This window comes from Staphylococcus sp. IVB6181 (assembly GCF_025561445.1).
Lineage (GTDB): Bacteria > Bacillota > Bacilli > Staphylococcales > Staphylococcaceae > Staphylococcus > Staphylococcus simulans_B.
The window spans coordinates 652,039-671,195 of the sequence record NZ_CP095096.1; the positions used below are offsets into that span (position 1 = coordinate 652,039).

Consider the following 19,157-nt stretch of genomic DNA (forward strand, 5'->3'; position numbering starts at 1 on the left):
GCAGTTATGACAAAAGTGGTAATGGTAGAAGGCGTTTCGTTATTTGCGCAATATTTGATTCAGCAATTAAGGCAAGGCTCATGCGAAGTATTTGTGCTGTATGACCGCACGTCAACAATTCAGCGCGAACCTAATGTAAAGTATCAAGCCATCGATTATATGGATTTGACGCACTGGAAACAAGTGATAGATGATGAAACAGTAGTAATTTTGAATGTCTTGCCTGAAATGTTCGGAGATGGGTTATGGCATGGAGATATCAAAGCATTGAAAGCAGTGATTGCATATTTTGTACATCAAGTACAACCTGCACAAGTCATAGAGGCAGAGGCATTAATACCGGATAGTTATAGTTATAGAAAGCGTGCTGCTTCACTGCAAGCGATTCCTTTGTCAAAGGAGTTGTCGCCTTCAGCGTTACTGACAAATTATGCCCGCTATTTAAAACAGCTTACGTTCAAAATGATAGATGTGCATGAGCAGTCAGAGTATTATGGGATTCATCTGCGCGGATTCAAAAGGCCTTTAATCGCAATGCATAAAGTTGAGATGGAAGGCATCGAAGGGATTCATCTGCGTTTATTGCCAGAGAGTATATTAGCTAAAGGCGTTCAAGATGATGGTGCTTTTTATTTTGTGAAAGATAAAGATAAGCTGTATACCTTTTTACTGCACTTTACACCGACACTGCCTTGGCCTTTGTATCGTATCAGCCAAGCAATTGTGCATGAGTGGGTAATGAAAGGGTTCAAACGCTATTTACATAAACGCTATAAAGGGTAACGCTTAGTGACAAAATAAATTATGGAAAGGGTGCAAGCTGTATGGAAGAACTGCACTTTGAATTATTGAAATGGCTGGTTGAACATAATACAGAAAGTCCGCCGGCACGTAATACTGATCCTCTGTAAGATGAAATTCAAGCTTATTTAGAAAATCTTGGTTTTGAAGTTGCACGCAAACAAATGTATGACAATGACAGTATTGTCGTCGGCGTATTAAAAGGAACAAATCCAGATGCGCCGAAGCTGATTTTAAACGGACATGTGGATGTGGCGAATGTAGAAGACCCTAAACATTGGACGTATCCGCCGTTTGAATTAACAAAGTCAGGCGACTATGTATATGGGCGCGGTGTCAGTGATATGAAAGGCGGCGTGGCTTCGTTATTTTATGTGTTGGAACAATTAAAAGCAAAAGGCATCTCGCCTAAAGGTGATATTATCGTGCAATCAGTGGTCGGTGAAGAAGTCGGAGAAGCGGGTACGAAGTATGCATGCGAAATGAGTCCGAAAGCAGATTTAGCTATAGTACTGGATACCAGCGACAGCCAAGCACTAGGTCAAGGCGGTGTGGTCACAGGCTGGATTACCGTTCAAAGCAAAGCAACCATTCATGATGGCGCACGCAGTCAAATGGTTCATGCCGGCGGCGGTTTATACGGCGCAAGTGCGATTGAAAAGATGGCTAAAATTATTACTGCTTTAAAAGAATTAGAACAGCACTGGGCAGTGATGAAACGTTATCCTGATATGCCTGTTGGTGCGAATACAATTAATCCGGCTGTAATTGAAGGCGGACGCAATCCAGCTTTTATCGCTGATGAATGCCGCTTATGGGTGACTGTCCATTTCTTGCCGGATGAAGATTATCACGAAGTAATTAAAGAAATCGAAACGTACTTAAATCGTGTTGCACAAGCCGATGTATGGCTTTGTCAAAATCCGCTGCAATTTGAATGGGGCGGTACGTCGATGATTGAAGATCGAGGCGAAATCTTCCCAAGCTTCACTTTGCCTCAATCACACAAAGGTTTTAAACTATTGGAACAAGCGCATGAAACAGTACATCACAGTGCTTTAAAAGCTGGGATGTCGACGACTGTAACCGATGGCGGCTGGTTAGATGACTTCGGTATTCCTACGATTTTGTATGGACTGGGTGAACTGACAGAAGCGCATAGTGTCGATGAGAAAATCAGACAATCAGATTTAACGCAATATAGTGAAGTATTGTTCGAGTTTTTAAAAGCATGGTACCAAGATCCTAAAAGAGCATAAATTCATATAAGCATAATAAAAAGCCATGATGCCGGTATTTCTGACATCATGGCTGTTTTAATATGAATTAAGACTGAATTATTTAAATGAATTTTTTAAACGTGAAATCCAGTTGCGGCGCGGTTTAGATGTTCTTTGAGGACGACTCTCTGTTAATGGTGATTTATGTTTGATTGCTTTAGCAAGCTCGATTGCTTGGTGCATCAAGTAGAGTTGAGAGTTCAAAGGTAACTGATTATTGTTAACGTAATGATATACGCCGTTTTGATCTTGATAACGTCCTTTTTGATTATCAGCTAGCTGCAAGTTTAAGAAATTAAGCAAGCGCTCTCTGATTTTTGCATCATGAACCGGGAAGAGAATTTCTACACGTTTAATCATGTTTCGTGTCATTGCATCTGCAGATGATAAATAGATTTTCTCATCGCCGTTATTATGGAAGTAATAAATACGAGAATGTTCTAAGAAACGTCCTACAATACTTACGACTTGGATATTTTCGCTGACACCTGGTACGCCTGGTTTCAAGCAGCAGATACCGCGAATAATCAATTGAATTTTCACACCTGCTTGAGATGCTTCAAATAACTTTTTAATGATTGTTTTATCTGTTAATGAGTTCATTTTCATAATGATATGGCCATTGCCGTATTCTTTATGGTTTTTGATTTCAGTATCAATGCGTTCCACAAAGACATCGCGGATATCAAATGGTGCCACAATCAATTCATTATAATTCGGTTTGATTGAATAACCGCTTAAGTAGTTGAAGAAGTTGATCGCATCTTCTGCAATACCTTTATCTGTTGTGATAATACCCATATCTGTATAGATTTCAGCGGTTTTATCGTTATAGTTGCCTGTACCTAAGTGTACGAATGGAACTAATTGGCCTTTTAAGCGTTTTACAACTAGAGTGATTTTACTGTGTGTTTTTAAATGTGTCATGCCGTAAATAACGTGGCAGCCAGCATCCTCTAACATACGTGCCCAATGTACGTTGTTTTCTTCATCAAAACGTGCTTTTAATTCAACCAGCACAGTAACTTGTTTCCCTTGTTCAGCCGCATGTTTCAAACTTTTGATAATCGGAGAATCTTTACTTACACGATATAATGTTTGTTTAATCGCAATAGTATCTGGATCTTCAGCAGCTTCGCGAATGAAATCCACAATCGGTTCAAATGATTCGTAAGGGTGGTGGAAGAAAATATCGCGTTTTAATGCTAAATCATAAATGTTGTTGTATCCCAGCGACTCAGGGATTTGCGGTGTGTAACGGTCATAACGCAAGTTATTAAGTTGAGAAGACAGACGTCCGACTAAACCGAATACCATTGTTAAATCTAACGGTCCGTCTACATAATAAACGTCGTTTTCTTGGATTTCTAATTGTTCTCTCAAGCCTTCAATGTCGAGTTCATTAGCATTACGTGCATCTACTTCTAAACGTACGGCAGAACCGCTTTTACGCATTTTCAAGAAACGCTCGATTTCGATTAACAAGTCTTCAGCACCGTCTTCATGAATTGTTAAATCGGCATTACGTGTAATACGGAAAGTAAACGTTTTGCGGATGTCATAACCTTGGAAGAGGTATTCGATGAAATAATCGATGACATCTTCTACCATGACTACATATTGTTTTTCGCTGTCATCTTCTTTAAGAATGATAAAACGGTCGATTAATGATGGAATCTGAACAATTGCAGTGTTTGTAGATTCATCTGTATCTAATTCCACAAAGATGTTTAAGCTTTTATTTACAAGTTTAGGGAATGGATGGTATGCGTCGATACCAAGCGGTGTCAGTGTCGGCAAAATATTGTATTTGAATTCTTGCTCTAACTTATCTTGTAAAGCTTCGCTTAAATGTTGCGGCTTTGTTGTAAAGACGTTGTATTCTTGCAGGTTTTTCGTTAATTCGTTGTAACGTTCGTACTGTTTGTCGACAAGCGGTGTGTTTTTCTCTTTAATGGCATCTAATTGCTGCTTAGGTGTCATTTGAGATTTGTTTTCCGGCTTGTTGAAGTTCATTTTAACTTGGTCTTGCAAACCTGCAACACGAACCATAAAGAACTCATCTAAGTTAGACGCAAAGATTGCAACGAAATTGAGTTGTTCTAATAAAGGATTAGTTTTGTCGCTTGCTTCTTGCAAAACACGATAGTTAAAATCGAGCCAGCTTAATTCTCGGTTATTATAATACTTTGGTTTGTTAAGATCTTTTTCAATGACTTGATTTTCCATAATGACCACCCCATGGTAAATAAATAGACTTTTTATGAATAAAAATTTAAATTACAAACTTCATTGATTGCAACAAGTTTAATTCGATTAAAAGTGATGAATGTTTATGCTCAATGAATTGAAAATTATAAACAATTGTATGCAAATACTTAAAATTCCATAAACATCCATATAATAACGTAACATATGAATGTTAAGCTTTTGTAAAGTTAATAGATACTTTGCCTTTTAATACTTTTTCTAGATGTTTTTTTTGGCGATTGGCTTGATATTCTTCCGCAATCGGATTATCCGTATGATAAGCATTCAAGGTATATTCATCTTTACCGTCTTTCACAAGTTCGATACGTTTGACAGGATTCGTATGCGAAACATTTAAAGCATCGATAAATTTCAAGATGCCGCCAAGCGACTGCAGATGGCTGAGTGCATCGCTGTCGAGCCATCCTGTTTCATCATTATAGAATTTTAATAAACTTTTGTTTTTGAAGCTGGCCATCAATGCAAGTTGTACACGGTCGTGGTGGTTGAAGCCATCTATCATTGAATTGGAAATGATATAGTACGTATGCTGCGAACCTGAGTCTGAATCGATAAAGCGGCCTAAGTAATAGACATAAGCAGCTTGTTTAAAGAGTTTTTGTTCTGTTTCTGATAACGTAATAATATCTTTGTCTATTAATTGTTCTAATAAAGCTTCTGCGAGTACTACACGTTGTTTGGCACCGACACCTTCGTGTTTATAAGTGTTGGATAACTGATACAGTGCACGGTTTCTCACGTTGAAGCGGTCGAACGCATCAGGAAACTTTTGGTTGAGCTGATGCATAACATAGCCTTCACGCAAACCTTTTCGAGAGAAAGTGAATTGTGTAGCTTCGACTTGTTTGAACAGAGATTTGAACACAGCAACCGCTGGTAAAATAATGTCGACACGGTCACGGCTTAAACCATCAAGGTTAGTCAGCTCGTCTCTTGAACTGTCTTTGATTAATTCGAAGACTTGTTCTAAATCTTTGCCGGTCATTGTATAGCAGTGTACACCGCCGATAGGGTAAGAGACTTCAGATTGGTGGATACGCGCAACGTTACGTGCTGAACCGCCGACACCGACTAAAGCCACTTCTTTATTATTAATCCAGTCTAATGAGCTGAATTCTTTTTCTAAAAACTTCTGCATCTTTTTAATCGCATCTTTATCATTATGCGGTTTGTCCGCAAAGAACTTGCGTGATAAAGTTACGACACCGAATGGGAAGCTGTGCGAATGAATCAGTTCTTTATCTTTGAACAGCGTGACTTCAGTAGAGCCCCCGCCGATATCCACAGATAAACCGTTGACGATATCTGTAGAATTGATAATGGCATAAAAGCCGTAGTAGGCCTCATCTAATTCTGGAACGACAGATAATTTCATTCCTATTTTTTTCTTTACGCGTTTTAAAATATCGATTTGGTTTTTCGATTGGCGGATCGCAGCTGTTGCAATAGGATGCAATTCATCTACGTGATAAGCATCTGCCACCTTTTTAAAGCTTTCTAAGGAACTGATCAGTACTTCAATTCCTTCGTCATTCATTGTTAAGTCATCTTCCAAGTACTGACTTAAACGTGCTGGTGTTTTGATATTTTGAATTTCTGAAAGGCCTGTTTTGTTATCGTATTCAAACACGACAAGTCTGATTGTGTTGGAACCGATATCTATTAATCCGATGCGTTTCATAATAACCCCCTCTGATTGCTTGGAAGAAGCTAGGATACGACTTATTAATTTGCGTGCGGGCAGAATCATAGAACTAACTCCTTCTTTTAGAAAATGAGAACGCTTAATGCCTTGTCGGACATGAAGTGTTACACTTTATTCTTCACTTTAATTTTATCACAAAGCATCGCTTTCCACATTAACTGTATAGACGAAATCGCAATTAAAATTCATTGTATTTAAAAAGAAATAGGGGACACTTTAATAGAAAAAGAATAAGGGCAGTATACTATACATGATTTCATCAGAAGGGTGCTATAATAAGGTTATTAAATAGCACAGAGAGAAGGAATAGTATGAAACGCGGGTTATTGTTATTAGGGGCATTATTCATGAGTATTTTCGTCTTAGCTGCTTGCGATAAAGCACAATCCAAAACGTATGAAGGCCATTTATCAGGTGCAGATGTGATTGACACACTTACTTATAAAGGCGATAAAATGGTCAAACAATCTATGATTATGACGATTCGTTATGATACCAATGGACTTACTAAGAAAGATGCCAAGGCTATTTTAGACAAGCAAGAACAAGTCTATAAAGGTCAAAAAGGCATTCAATACAGCAAATCAATTAAAGATGACAAAGCTGTTCAAAAAGTCGACATTGATTATAAAAAAGCAGACTTAGATAAGTTGGCACATACGATGGGGGTTACAGGACCGAAATCCGGCAAAGATTATGTGGATGTCAAAGCAGTAGAACGTTCACTGAAGAAAGCCGGCTTCAAGGTTAAAAAGCCTTTGAATAATCAAGAATAATACAATATGTATTAACAATTACAACATCTGATACAAACTGAACTGCTCCCTGTCAAGTAGACAGGAAAAAAACAAAAAATAATTTATTGGGAATCTGATAAACAAATTTTAAGTTACTGTACAAATGAGTTGATAAATCTCGTTTGTACAGTTTTTTTATTCTCCTAGCGCACTATCGTTTGCTTGATCTGGTAAAAAAAGTGGTGCGCTACGCACACTACTTCTTTTACCAGATTATTTAGGGTAGACATTAGTTAGAAGTTAAGCAATTAATCTTTCCATTTCCAAAGTAATTCTCTCATTGTTGTAAAAATCAATGTATTCTTTAAACTGCGAGCGTGCAGTTTTTATATCCTTGAATTTATAATGTCTATTACCGCGATAAATTTCTGATTTCATTATTCACCAAAATGATTCCATTGGACTATTATCTATGCATCGTCCGACTCGTGACATGCTTTGAATAACACCTTGCTCATCGAGCAAGAATTTAAAATGTTTGCTTGTATATTGAAAACCTCTGTCGCTATGTAGTATTAAGCCGCTTATATTTTTCACTTTCTTTAACGCTTTATTGAAAGTATTAAAAACCAGCTGATTGTTATTTGAATAACTTATATCATAGCTTACAATTTTACCTGTTCCGAGATCTCTGATAGCGCTTAAATAAAATTTCCTTCCATTTTCTAAAATAAGTTCTGTCACATCTGTTACCCATTTTTTGTTAGCTTCCGTTTCACTAAATTCTCTATCTAATAAATTCTCGGCAGTAATAGTAGGTGTTGAGGGTCTATATCTTTTTCTTGCAGCACGTATGCAAGATTTTAGACCTAATTTTTTCATTAAACGATATACTCGTTTACGACTTACTTTTTTATCCAGTCTTAAACAGATATATATACGAATACGACGATAACCATATATACCGTTGTATTTATTGAAAATCCACAAGATTTCTTTCATTAATATTTCATCTTCAATTTCACGCTGTGTTTTAAATTCTCTTCTCTTTCTCCACTTATAATAACTGGCTCTAGAAATTCCAACCACCTTACATAACAGAGTTATTGGATATTCATTTTTTAAGTCTTCTATTACAAGGTACTCAACTATTTGTCTAAACGGCGATTGATCAGCTCTCTTTCTTTCTCCTTCAACTTTTTTAAAATCTTGTTTTCCATTTCTAAGTATTTGATTCTTTCTTCAAGAGCTTTTGTTTTAGCTAATGCTTGTTCTTCATCAGTCATTGTCTGAGTTGGCTTACCTTTACCTCTTCCGTCTACAAGACCGGCACTTCCAAATTGTTCATATTTTTTAACCCAACTATATACTTGGCCATAATTAACATTATATTTTAAAGCTGTTTTCTTATAATCTTTTTCTGACTCAATACATGCTTCTACTATTTCTACACGTTCTTCGAACGTTGTTTTTCTCGCTTTCATTGAATACACCCCTAGTAATGGAGAATATGAAACATTCTCTTTTCCTAAAGTATATCGTTTTATCCAATCCCTAACAGTAGAATATGCTGGAATATTATATTTTATTGCTAAATCAACAGCAGAAACACCTTCAGTTAAGTATTCCTGAACAATTGTTTCTTTAAATGCTTTACTATAAGTATTATTGCTTTTCTTTGGTAATAGTACCTCAACGCCATGTACTTTATATTGGTGATATTTAAACATCACCTGTTTACGTTTTAATTCTATACCACTCTTTTCTATAGCTTCATTACAACTATAACCTTCATCTATTAAACTAAATGTTAAGAGAAATAATTTAATGTCACTTTCGAGATATTTAGACATAAGAATGCTCCCCCTATAGTTTTGTTTTTTTTAGTGTCTACTATAGGGGGAGCATATCAATCACAACATCAGGTGTTGTTTTCTATTTTGCTTTACATGATTATTACATTTGTTTGTGGCTGAATATGCTATAATTTGGATTTGAAACAGTCATTTCAAGAGAGAGGAAGAGGTGAAACTATGCATGACCAACCAAAAAATATACAAAAAGAACCGATGAATAATCCTTATCAATCTAAGCGAATTATGAAGCGCGACTTTTGGCTCATACCTTTATTCTTTATCGGAATGCCGATTATCATCGCATTAGTGATGATACCGCTGCGCATGATTTATGAATCCCAATTCGGTACCATCTCTAAATCAACGTTAGTTTTCTTTAATGTCATCGGAAGTGTAATCGGACAAATCGTGACACTGGTGATTTTTTATTTCATGCATCGTACCTATATCAAGCCCCTAGCAATTAAAAGAATTAAAGAAGTTAAAAAGTATATTTGGGTACTGATTCTTACATATATAGCAATGACAGTGGTGCAAGGTATATATGGTGCTTTAATGTTATTGCTTCCAAAACACTTGCAGTTTGATAACACACAAAATCAATTAATTTTAATACAACTGTTTGATTTCCCGATTGCTTGGCCGGTGTTATTGATTGATATCGTTATTTTAACGCCGATTATCGAGGAGTTGGTATTTCGTCATTTAATCATTCATGAACTCGGCAAAAAGCTCGGTTATATTACCGGTGCTGTATTATCTGTTTTAGTCTTTGCCGGTGTGCATGTAACACAAGCGACATCACCGTTTGAATTCGGTGTGTATGCGATTATGGGTGGAGCATTGGTGTTTGTGTATATGTATGCCAAACGCAATGTGGCAGTTTCCATTGCCTTTCACATGATGATCAATGGTATAGGATTCATTGGGATTGTCGGACAATATATGATGAATCACGTGGGTTAAGCTGATACAAAAGTATCGGCTTTTTTATATGTTATTTCCCGGGTAATCTCATATATTTTGAAACTGATTAATCAGCTGATTTCCCGATTATAAGTTAATTGCCGTTGTTGAATTGTCATACATTTTAAAATGGCGATATGTTAAATTAGAAGTTAAAGGGAATAGTAAGGTAATCGGCCCTATCAAAGTAGGGAGGATATTGAAGAAAAGGAGCAGTACTATGGCAATTTTAGAACTAAAAGATGTGTGCTATAAAGCAGATAAACGTCTGATTATCGACCATTTGAATTTAACGGTACAAAAAGGCGAAAAAATAGCTGTTGTCGGTCCTTCAGGCAGCGGTAAAAGTACGCTGTTTCATTTGTTGTGTGATTTAATCAGTCCGACAAGCGGGACAATGCTTTATAACAACAAAGCGTATTCTGAGTATGAACCAGAAACTTTGCGTCAACAAATCAGTTATCTGCCGCAACAGACAGATTTATTTGATCGTACTATCGGCGAGAACTTAGCATTTCCATCAATTGCGAGAAATGACGAATTTGATAAAGAACGTGCATTGAAGCTGCTTTCTGAATTTGGGTTAGAGCGCTATGACTTAGATACGAATGTTGAGTTCTTATCAGGCGGCGAACGCCAGCGTATTTGTCTTGCACGCCAACTGATGTACATACCTGACGTTTTATTGTTAGATGAAGCAACGAGTGCTTTAGATGCGGATAATACTGAAAAAGCAGAAAACGTTATTTTCGGTTTGGCTGAAGAAGAAGGCGTCTCTATTTTATGGATTACGCATAGTTATGACCAAAGCATGAAACACTTCGATCGTCGTGTCGATATTGTCGACGGCAAAGTGAACAAAGAGAAGAAGGGGGTTGTTGATGTATGAGTACAACAGCGTTGTGTTTGACCGCATTATTATTAATCATCCCCATCGCAATTTCTATTAAAGAAAAATTGAATATTGCCAAAGATTTAATTATTGCTTCGATTCGTGCAGTGATTCAATTAGTGATTTTAGGTTACATCCTTCATTTTATCTTCGATTTGAATGAACCATGGATTTTAATCTTATTCGTTTTAGTAATTGTAATTAACGCATCATGGAATACCATTAGCCGTGCCTCTAAAGTGATGCATCACGTCTTTTGGATTTCATTTGTTTCTATCTTTATCGGAACTGCACTGCCTTTAACTGTTATCGTACTTGTCGGTGCGATTGATTTTACCGGCAACGAATTGATTCCGATCGCAGGGATGCTTGCGAATAACGGACTGATTGCGATCAACCTTGCATATCAAAATTTAGACCGTGCATTTGTGAAAGAATACAGTTCGATTGAATGCAAATTGGCATTAGCCGCAACACCGAAACTTGCATCTAAATCAGCGGTAAGAGAAAGTATCAAGTTAGCGATTGTACCAACCATTGATTCAGTGAAAACCTATGGTCTGGTTTCGATTCCGGGTATGATGACAGGGATGATTATCAGCGGGGTAGATCCGCTTCAAGCCATCAAATTCCAGCTTTTAGTTGTCTTCATACATACAACGGCAACTATCATGACCGCACTCATCGCAACTTATTTAAGCTACAAACAATTCTTTAACAGTCGTCATCAGCTTATCGGCAGTATGCTGAATGATGAAGACTAATGTATTCAAGATAGTTTTTCAGATGAAACTATCTGAAAGACTGTCTTCTTTTTTTCTGAAAAGAACAAATTAATTTTGTACACTTACAATATCTTTTGAATTCTACTATAATGGTAAGGTTGAAATAATTAGTAAAAAGAATGAAAGAGAGAGAAAGGAGGCATACATATGTCAGTCATGAGAATTGTTACCTTTATTATCAGTGTGTTTATCGTAGGTATGGTCGAAATGATGGTCGCAGGTATTATGAACTTAATGAGCAATGACTTGCATGTATCAGAAGCTTGGATAGGGCAGTTAGTCACATTATATGCGGTGACCTTTGCGGTATGCGGTCCTATATTAGTCAAAGCTACGAATCGTTTTGATGCTAAAGCGGTGCTGCTTTGGACCATTGCGGTGTTTGTGGTCGGCAATGCATTGATTGCCGTATCGCCGAATTTCACATTATTGATTATCGGCAGAATTATCTCTTCGGCTGCTGCTGCTTTGATTATCGTTAAAATTCTGGCACTGACTGCGATGCTGACGGCACCTGAAAACCGAGGGAAAATGATCGGTATTGTTTATTCAGGTTTCAGCGGTGCCAACGTCTTTGGTGTTCCGATCGGCACAATGCTCGGCGGCTGGCTCGGCTGGCGTGCGACATTTGTCTTTATCATTGCGGTAAGTATCATTGCCGCATTATTGATGATGAATTATTTACCGACACAAGATGAATTATTGCCAAAGCAAGCCCAACCTTCAGGACGTTCAGGCAATTATCATATATTAAATCGTGCAGAAGTCATTAAATATTTAGGCGTCACTTTTATTTTATTAACAGCGAACTCGATTACCTTTGTTTATATCAACCCGTTAATGCTGACGAATGGATATGATATCGGATTTGTTTCTATGATTCTGCTTGTGAATGGTGTTGCTGGTACATTAGGAACATCGATGGGCGGCTTCTTAGCAGACAAATTAACAAGCAAGACGTGGCTCTTGATTGCGGCTATCTGTTTTACAGTCTCATTAGCAGCGGTTAATTGGTTTATTTCGCATTCTATTATTTTAGTGGCTATCATCTTTATCTGGAACATTATGGAATGGAGTACCAACCCGGCTGTACAAAGCGGTTTAATCGATCATGTCGAAGGCGATGCAAGCCAAGTGCTAAGCTGGAATATGTCGAGCTTGAACGCAGGTATTGCGGCTGGCGGTATGATCGGCGGCTTAATTGTTTCTAATATCGGTGTGCATGCAGTTGCCTACAGCTCTAGTATTTTAGGTATTGCGATTATCTTAATCGTATTAAGTATCAAACAAACACAAAAGCCGAATACAAAAATCAACGCTTAACTAAAAAAGGTTAAGCGTTTTTTTGCTTATTTAAATAAGTAGGGCGTAGACTTTGAGTATAGGGCTCAAACGCAGGATGACCCTCTCTGACAAATCTTCCTAAAGCAGTCATCATGGCATGCATAGTTTGTTTCAAATCATCGGTGAGCGGTACATGATGTGCACATAAGATAGGTGTTTGCCCTAACCAAAAGATGACATCTAATATATGATAAGGTGATTTGAATTGATTGTGAGATGCATCCAGCCAGTCAAATCGATACTGCCATTGATTAGGATTGTCGTAATGTTCGAGCCATTTTAATAAAGGCTGCTTGAAAATATAGTGGGTGACAGCTTGTGCTTGTCCTTTGCCGGTCTCAATCGCAAATCGATTCGTATCCACAACGACATGATTGGTGCGCATTGCTTTTAGGAATTGTTCTGGTTTAAGTTTGCGTGATTCGTTTCTGATATAGCAATCGCCTTCGCACTTAGTATAACCAGCAAGTACCGGCCATTGATTTGGAATATTTTGTGTCATTGTAGCCGAATCAAAGAAAGGCTGATAGACCAGTTCTAAACCTTTAGAAGGCCCGCGTACTGTTAAATCCTCTTCCATACAAGCCATGATTTGTGCTGTTGAAAGTGCAGACGGATGATTGGTTTGATAACGTTTGTGCATGATTTGGGCAAAATGCTGTGCTTTTATACGGCTGTCTTCCACGCTGTCTAAACTCAACGTGCCGCTCATCATGACTGCTTTATGAAAGAGCGGTTGAGCCTTTGTTACATGCATTAAAGCTTGGATACTCATAGCACCGGCAGATTGTCCGCATAAAGTAACGTTGTTCGGATCTCCGCCGAAAGCTTCAATGAATTGCTGTACCCATTGTAAAACAGTGTATTGATCAGATAAGCCGCAATTACCGTCTAAATCAGGGTCTAATGTTTTCCAATTCAAATAACCGAGCGGACCTAAACGGTAATTGAAAGTAACGACAATTACGTTTTCTTGCTGAGCAAAGGTTTGAGGGTCATATAATTCAGCTGAACCATGCCCATTGATATAACCGCCGCCATACAGCCAAATCATGACCGGCAGTTTAGATGATTGGCGAGCATGTCGAGGCTTCCATAGATTCAAGTACAGACAATCTTCGCTTTGGGATGATAAGCTTGGGACATTGGATTGTTCTGGCTGTGTTGAGAAAAAGGCTTCCAGCTTGTTGTATGGCTGAGGCGGGATGCTTTTGAAATTTAAAGCGTACAGAACATCGTGCCACTGGGTCAGTAATTCTGCATGTTTGAAGCGGCGCTGCTGTATTGGCGGATAAGCATAAGGGATGCCGCGATAGATTTCGCATTGGTCTTCTAAAAGTCCGACGATGGTGCCTGCTTGGGTCTGTCTTGTAATATGTATCATGAATAAGCCTCCTTTTGCTTAAACATACCACAAAAAGAAACAGCCGACCTGAATTGAATCAGATCGGCTGGTCATTTTATGCTTTTGTTTTCGTTTTTTCTTGGTTTGAAATGCCTTCTTCAAGTGTTTTATTAAGTTCAACAGCGTTTTTAAAGTATTTGCTTTCAAAGTAGCTGCCGATACCGATTTTATAGAAGACCAGTGCCACTACAATTACTACAACAAAGTCGAAAGGATAGTGGATTAAGTTGATGCCGTTAAAGTCTTCGCTTCCGATAAATGAGAGTCCTGAAAGGACTAGCAAGTAAATAATCAGCCATAAACTGCCGCGTAATTGATTGCGTGTATTTTCCCAATTGAGTTTATATTCATAATAGAAGTACATTGGGAGACCTAAGATGATGATAAAGATAACTTTGGCAGTCGTCGGCCACATTGCCCAATAAATTGCGAGCGATGTCATTACAAAGGATAACGGCGCAGCAATTTTTAAGAAACGTGCTTTGAACGGACGATGCAATTTCGGCCCCATCTTTCTGAATGCGACAGCAGTCGTCGGTCCAGTCAGATAGGCAACCAATGTTGATGTTGCGATAACAGTCGCAAGTGTACCCCAAGATCTGAAGAGGGTCACCATAATCATGGCTAAGACAGCATTGACTGCTATGGCTACACGCGGAATATTATATTGCTTGTTGATACGTCCGAGTATTTTCGGAATATGACCGTTCTTTTCCATAGCGCTGAGTACACGACCTGTTGAAGCGACGAAAGAAACGCCAGTACCGAATGGTGATACGAAGGCTTCAATGTATAACAGAATCGCTAACCAATTCAGATTTAACAAGATGGCTAAGTCAGCGAAAGGAGAATCGAATTGAATGCCTTTCCAGCCTTTATCAGCCAGCATACTTTCCGGCATGGATGTAATGAATACACTTTGCAGCACGACATAAAGCAATGCTGTTAAAGATAAGCAGATTACGATACCGCGTAAGATATTTTTTTCAGGCTTTTCAATTTCAGACCCCATATTAATGATAGTTTGGAAAGCATTAAATGAGAAGATAATACCTGAAACTGTAACTGCCGCAAATATAGGTGCAGTTCCGTATGGTAAGAATCCGCTTAATGATTGTCCGTAGTTTTCAGGATGGAAGCCTGAAAACAGTAATAAGATAACTGTTAATAAAGGTACACCGAGTTTGAAGAATGAAATCAAACTTGTAAAAGAAGTTAACAGTTTAACTGACCAGTAATTTAACAGTGAGAAGATAACAATAATCACGTAAACAGCGATTAAGCCGATATTACTGATTGTACCTTCTTTCATTAATACACTTGTGAATTTGGCCCACTCCCAAGGCCATGAACTCATGTATTGGACGGCAGATACTGCCTCAATCGGAATAATTGTGACTAATGCGACCCAGTTGGCCCATGAAGCAATAAAGCCGAGCAATGAACCGTGAGTATATTGCGCATAGTTGCTCATCCCGCCAGATTGGGGCAGCATTGCTGAAACTTCAATATAGTTATAGGCCACTAAACTGATGATGATAAAACCAATGACCCAAGAAATCACTGCCGCTGGTCCTGCGACTGATGATGCTTCCCAAGCACCAAAGAGCCATCCGGATCCGATTAATGAACCCAGCCCAAGCAAGACCAACTGCGAAAGACTTATTTTACCGCTTTGATTATGTTCCATAACAAAACTCCTATAATTTAGAGAAGCTTGATGCATGCTTTGTTCTCTTTTTTTATCTTGCATTAAAGAAGATGCCCTGATTTAAATCAAGGCAAACCTCACTCATGGTAGAACATTATACTGATATTAGAAGTTACGTCAACAATTATTTATCAAGTCGGAAATTATAAATAAAAATGTATGAAAATACGTTATATCAACATATTTTGTATATAGAATTTGGAGAGAGGTTGTAATAACGGTATGTATAGAATTGTTAATATGCATTTTATGAAAACGATTAAGTAATAGTAAATACTTATTAGTGTTCTTAAAACCTTAAAGAATTCAGTCATATCAAGGGTTTGAGAAACCTTAATAAAAAAAGTGGAAAATTATTTCTGAGCCAGTTAAATGACACGCAATGTGTAATTTTTATAAAGGATTAGATTTGTGCAGAAACGGTTATGGTATATTACACCTGTGATGGTAAATAAAAGGAGAACAGCTATGGAAAAAAATACAATAAACGAAAAAGCCGAAGCATTTTTTCAACGCGCGACAGATTGGAAGGATGAGTATAAAGCTTTAAGAAAAATTATTTTAAAGAATGACGCGTTAACTGAGGATTATAAATGGATGCATCCTTGTTATACGTTAAACGGAAAGAATGTCGTATTGATTCATGGATTCAAAGATTATTGTGCATTGCTCTTTCATAAAGGAGCGCTATTAGAGGATAAAGACCAGAAGTTGATACAGCAGACGAAAAATGTTCAAGCAGCAAGACAATTGCGTTTTACTTCATTAGAAGCAATAGAACAAGAAGCAGATATGGTTGAAGCGTATGTGAATGAAGCGGTCGAGATTGAACAAAGCGGTAAAAAAGTGACAATGAAGAAGACGAAAGAGTACGATATGCCTGATGCTTTGCAAGCGGCTTTAGATGAAGATCCAAAGCTTAAAGCAGCGTTCTCCGAATTGACACCAGGAAGACAACGACAATATATGTATTTTATCGGTCAAGCTAAACGTGAAGCGACAAGACAAGCGCGTGTTGAAAAATACAAAGCACAAATCCTTGCAGGTAAAGGCATGAATGATTAGCGGCATGAAATAGGGTAAGCCTGCTATTTAATGATAAATAGAGAAGTTGTGTCAATATTTATCAAAAATGAAAATAATGTAAACATTTTTCGAAAAAAATTACTTTAAATCCGACCAAAAAGTATAGTTTATGCTATAATTAAAAAGTACGCTATTAATCAAGTAACGCAAAAGTACAAATTATAATTATTTGTAAACTCACAAAGAACTGACGCTTCTAAACAGCGCTGTATTATAACGTAGTCAAGGTGAAGTTGATTAAAACGACACTTGCTGCATTCAACAAGTCATTTGCGACTTTGTTCCGGAACTTATCCGTAAGTTATTGAAACATTGGGCAAGTGATTTTTTTATTGATAGGGCAATGCTGATACACGCTGTATATTGCATGTTCTTTTATACAACTTAGAACTTACTTAGGGTTAAACAAATTCGATAAAGAAAGGAATTACTTTAATGCTTAGTATTAAAAATTTATCTAAGGTATATCCTGGGGGCAAGAAAGCAGTAGATGATATCTCGCTGGATGTCCAATCAGGTGAATTTGTAGCATTTATCGGTACCAGCGGTAGCGGTAAAACGACTGCATTACGTATGATCAATCGCATGATTGAAGCTACTAAAGGACAAATCACGATTGATGGAAAAGATGTCAGAAAGATGAACGCGGTAGAATTACGCCGCAGTATCGGCTATGTTATCCAACAAATCGGTTTAATGCCGCATATGACAATCAAAGAAAATATTGTCTTGGTTCCGAAATTGTTGAAATGGCCGGAAGATAAAAAAGATAAGAAGGCGCGCGAACTGATTAAGCTCGTAGACTTGCCGGAAGAATACTTAGATCGTTATCCATCTGAATTATCAGGCGGTCAGCAACAGCGTATCGGTGTTGTACGTGCATTAGCTGCAGAACAAGACATCATCTTAATGGACGAACCATTTGGTGCACTTGACCCGATTACACGTGATACATTACAAGATTTAGTTAAAGAACTTCAACAGAAATTAGGCAAAACATTTATCTTCGTTACACATGATATGGATGAGGCGATTAAATTGGCTGACAGAATTTGTATTATGTCTGAAGGTAAAATTGTTCAATATGATACACCGGATAATATTTTACGTCATCCGGCAAATGACTTCGTCAGCGATTTCATCGGTCAAAACCGCTTAATCCAAGATCGTCCGAATATGCGTACGGTTGAAGATGCGATGATTAAACCAATCACAGTTAAAGCGGATGATACGTTAGACCACACAGTAGATGTGATGCGCCGTTACCGTATCGATACGATTTTCGTAGTGACGAACCAAAATAAATTCTTAGGTTATTTAGATATCGAAGATATCAACCAAGGATTGCGTAAACGTCAAGAATTAATCGATACAATGCAGCGCGATATTTATCGTGTGCATGTCAACAGCAAGCTGCAAGACACAGTGCGTACAATCTTGAAACGAAACGTACGTAATGTGCCTGTTGTCGATGATCAAGACAGACTAGTCGGCTTAATCACACGTGCGAACTTAGTTGATATTGTGTATGACAGTATTTGGGGCGAAGGTGCTGAAAATGCGCAACAAGAAGCAGAAAGCAAAGAGAAAGACCCTGAAAGTGTAGGGATTAAAGATGCACCCGTTGAATTAGACCATAAGGATAAGTCGGATGCAGGAGTTGAGCGATAATGAAAGAATTCCTTCAAGAATACGGCGGTGAACTGCTTCAAAAAACCGGAGAACATTTCTATATTTCGATTGTTGCGCTTTTAATCGCCATCATTGTAGCAGTGCCGATCAGTATTTTATTAGCTAAAACTAAAAAGTTAGCAAGTTTTATTCTAACAGTTGCCGGAGTCTTGCAAACGATTCCGACATTAGCAGTACTTGCAATCATGATTCCGATTTTCGGTGTAGGTAAAACACCAGCAATTATTGCATTATTTATTTACGTATTGCTGCCTATTCTGAATAACACAGTTTTAGGCGTTCAAAACATCAATCCAGATGTACGCCAAGCAGGTATCAGTATGGGTATGACAAAATTACAATTAATGAAAGACGTTGAATTGCCTTTAGCACTGCCGTTGATTTTAAGCGGTATCCGTTTATCTAGTGTTTACGTTATCAGCTGGGCAACACTGGCAAGTTACGTAGGCGCAGGCGGTCTTGGCGACTTCGTCTTCAACGGCTTGAACTTATTCAACCCAGTCATGATTATTAGTGCAGCTGTATTAGTAACAGCATTAGCATTAATTGTCGACTACTTATTACGCGCAGTAGAAAAATGGGCAGTACCAAAAGGCTTGAAAGCTTAAAAATATCCAGATAGGGAG

13 protein-coding genes and 2 pseudogenes are annotated in these 19,157 nt (G+C 37.9%); 10 read left to right on the forward strand and 5 right to left on the reverse strand.

The features are described from left to right. Nucleotides 1-6 precede the first annotated feature (6 nt). Nucleotides 7-783, forward strand: a complete 777-nt coding sequence (locus MUA90_RS02790; RefSeq protein WP_262588211.1) for a hypothetical protein — start codon at nt 7-9, stop codon at nt 781-783. Between the two features lie 41 nt (nt 784-824). Next, a pseudogene (locus MUA90_RS02795) lies at nt 825-2,060 on the forward strand (acetylornithine deacetylase). Between the two features lie 78 nt (nt 2,061-2,138). On the opposite strand, the gene MUA90_RS02800 reads toward MUA90_RS02795, so the two are convergent. After that, nucleotides 2,139-4,310: an RNA degradosome polyphosphate kinase gene (locus MUA90_RS02800; RefSeq protein WP_114602697.1), complete on the reverse strand. Its 2,172-nt coding sequence runs from the start codon at nt 4,308-4,310 to the stop codon at nt 2,139-2,141. Between the two features lie 193 nt (nt 4,311-4,503). Beyond that, nucleotides 4,504-6,036, reverse strand: coding sequence for an exopolyphosphatase (gene ppx / locus MUA90_RS02805; protein WP_262588795.1), 1,533 nt, complete (start codon nt 6,034-6,036; stop codon nt 4,504-4,506). Between the two features lie 332 nt (nt 6,037-6,368). On the opposite strand from ppx, the gene MUA90_RS02810 reads away from it, so the two are divergent. Beyond that, nucleotides 6,369-6,833, forward strand: a complete 465-nt coding sequence (locus MUA90_RS02810; protein WP_262588214.1) for a DUF1307 domain-containing protein — start codon at nt 6,369-6,371, stop codon at nt 6,831-6,833. Nucleotides 6,834-7,094: 261 nt separating this feature from the next. Here MUA90_RS02810 and MUA90_RS14045 read toward each other — a convergent pair. Beyond that, nucleotides 7,095-8,647 (reverse strand): annotated as a pseudogene (locus MUA90_RS14045) (IS3 family transposase). A 180-nt stretch (nt 8,648-8,827) separates the two neighbouring features. Between MUA90_RS14045 and MUA90_RS02825 the strand changes: the two are divergent. From MUA90_RS02825 to MUA90_RS02840, 4 genes are all read left to right on the forward strand, one after another. Next, nucleotides 8,828-9,616 (forward strand): CPBP family intramembrane glutamic endopeptidase, encoded by a 789-nt coding sequence (locus MUA90_RS02825; protein ID WP_262588217.1) that lies wholly within the window; start codon nt 8,828-8,830, stop codon nt 9,614-9,616. 220 nt (nt 9,617-9,836) lie between these two features. Further along, nucleotides 9,837-10,505, forward strand: coding sequence for an ABC transporter ATP-binding protein (locus tag MUA90_RS02830; RefSeq protein ID WP_262588219.1), 669 nt, complete (start codon nt 9,837-9,839; stop codon nt 10,503-10,505). Continuing rightward, nucleotides 10,502-11,272 carry an ABC transporter permease gene (locus MUA90_RS02835; protein ID WP_262588220.1) on the forward strand — a complete coding sequence of 257 codons (771 nt, stop codon included), beginning with the start codon at nt 10,502-10,504 and terminating at the stop codon, nt 11,270-11,272. The genes MUA90_RS02830 and MUA90_RS02835 overlap by 4 nt, the downstream gene beginning before the upstream one ends. 168 nt (nt 11,273-11,440) lie before the next feature. Next, entirely contained in the window at nt 11,441-12,616 is a 1,176-nt protein-coding gene (locus tag MUA90_RS02840) for an MFS transporter (RefSeq protein WP_262588222.1), read from the forward strand. A gap of 10 nt (nt 12,617-12,626) precedes the next feature. Here MUA90_RS02840 and MUA90_RS02845 read toward each other — a convergent pair whose 3' ends face one another. After that, nucleotides 12,627-14,021: a carboxylesterase family protein gene (locus MUA90_RS02845; RefSeq protein WP_262588223.1), complete on the reverse strand. Its 1,395-nt coding sequence runs from the start codon at nt 14,019-14,021 to the stop codon at nt 12,627-12,629. A 76-nt stretch (nt 14,022-14,097) separates the two neighbouring features. Further along, nucleotides 14,098-15,732 carry an APC family permease gene (locus MUA90_RS02850; protein ID WP_114602705.1) on the reverse strand — a complete coding sequence of 545 codons (1,635 nt, stop codon included), beginning with the start codon at nt 15,730-15,732 and terminating at the stop codon, nt 14,098-14,100. 489 nt (nt 15,733-16,221) lie between these two features. Here MUA90_RS02850 and MUA90_RS02855 point away from each other — a divergent pair, with 489 nt between their 5' ends. The 3 genes from MUA90_RS02855 (at nt 16,222) to MUA90_RS02865 (ending at nt 19,139) form a co-directional block, all read left to right on the forward strand. After that, nucleotides 16,222-16,818 (forward strand): YdeI/OmpD-associated family protein, encoded by a 597-nt coding sequence (locus tag MUA90_RS02855; protein WP_262588225.1) that lies wholly within the window; start codon nt 16,222-16,224, stop codon nt 16,816-16,818. 456 nt (nt 16,819-17,274) lie between these two features. Beyond that, a complete protein-coding gene (locus tag MUA90_RS02860; protein ID WP_262588227.1) occupies nt 17,275-18,510 on the forward strand; it encodes a betaine/proline/choline family ABC transporter ATP-binding protein in 1,236 nt (411 codons plus the stop codon). Then, on the forward strand, nt 18,510-19,139 hold the full coding sequence (locus tag MUA90_RS02865) for an ABC transporter permease (protein ID WP_262588229.1): 630 nt from the start codon (nt 18,510-18,512) through the stop codon (nt 19,137-19,139). The genes MUA90_RS02860 and MUA90_RS02865 overlap by 1 nt, the downstream gene beginning before the upstream one ends. Nucleotides 19,140-19,157 lie beyond the last annotated feature (18 nt).

Bases quoted from the DNA above. Each gene is read 5' to 3' on its own strand.
- MUA90_RS02840 (WP_262588222.1), top strand. From the start codon at position 11,441: ATGTCAGTCATGAGAATTGTTACCTTTATTATCAGTGTGTTTATCGTA.
- MUA90_RS02835 (WP_262588220.1), top strand. From the start codon at position 10,502: ATGAGTACAACAGCGTTGTGTTTGACCGCATTATTATTAATCATCCCC.
- MUA90_RS02845 (WP_262588223.1), bottom strand. From the start codon at position 14,021: ATGATACATATTACAAGACAGACCCAAGCAGGCACCATCGTCGGACTT.
- MUA90_RS02850 (WP_114602705.1), bottom strand. From the start codon at position 15,732: ATGGAACATAATCAAAGCGGTAAAATAAGTCTTTCGCAGTTGGTCTTG.
- MUA90_RS02860 (WP_262588227.1), top strand. From the start codon at position 17,275: ATGCTTAGTATTAAAAATTTATCTAAGGTATATCCTGGGGGCAAGAAA.
- MUA90_RS02790 (WP_262588211.1), top strand. From the start codon at position 7: ATGACAAAAGTGGTAATGGTAGAAGGCGTTTCGTTATTTGCGCAATAT.
- MUA90_RS02825 (WP_262588217.1), top strand. From the start codon at position 8,828: ATGCATGACCAACCAAAAAATATACAAAAAGAACCGATGAATAATCCT.
- MUA90_RS02865 (WP_262588229.1), top strand. From the start codon at position 18,510: ATGAAAGAATTCCTTCAAGAATACGGCGGTGAACTGCTTCAAAAAACC.
- MUA90_RS02800 (WP_114602697.1), bottom strand. From the start codon at position 4,310: ATGGAAAATCAAGTCATTGAAAAAGATCTTAACAAACCAAAGTATTAT.
- MUA90_RS02855 (WP_262588225.1), top strand. From the start codon at position 16,222: ATGGAAAAAAATACAATAAACGAAAAAGCCGAAGCATTTTTTCAACGC.
- MUA90_RS02810 (WP_262588214.1), top strand. From the start codon at position 6,369: ATGAAACGCGGGTTATTGTTATTAGGGGCATTATTCATGAGTATTTTC.
- MUA90_RS02830 (WP_262588219.1), top strand. From the start codon at position 9,837: ATGGCAATTTTAGAACTAAAAGATGTGTGCTATAAAGCAGATAAACGT.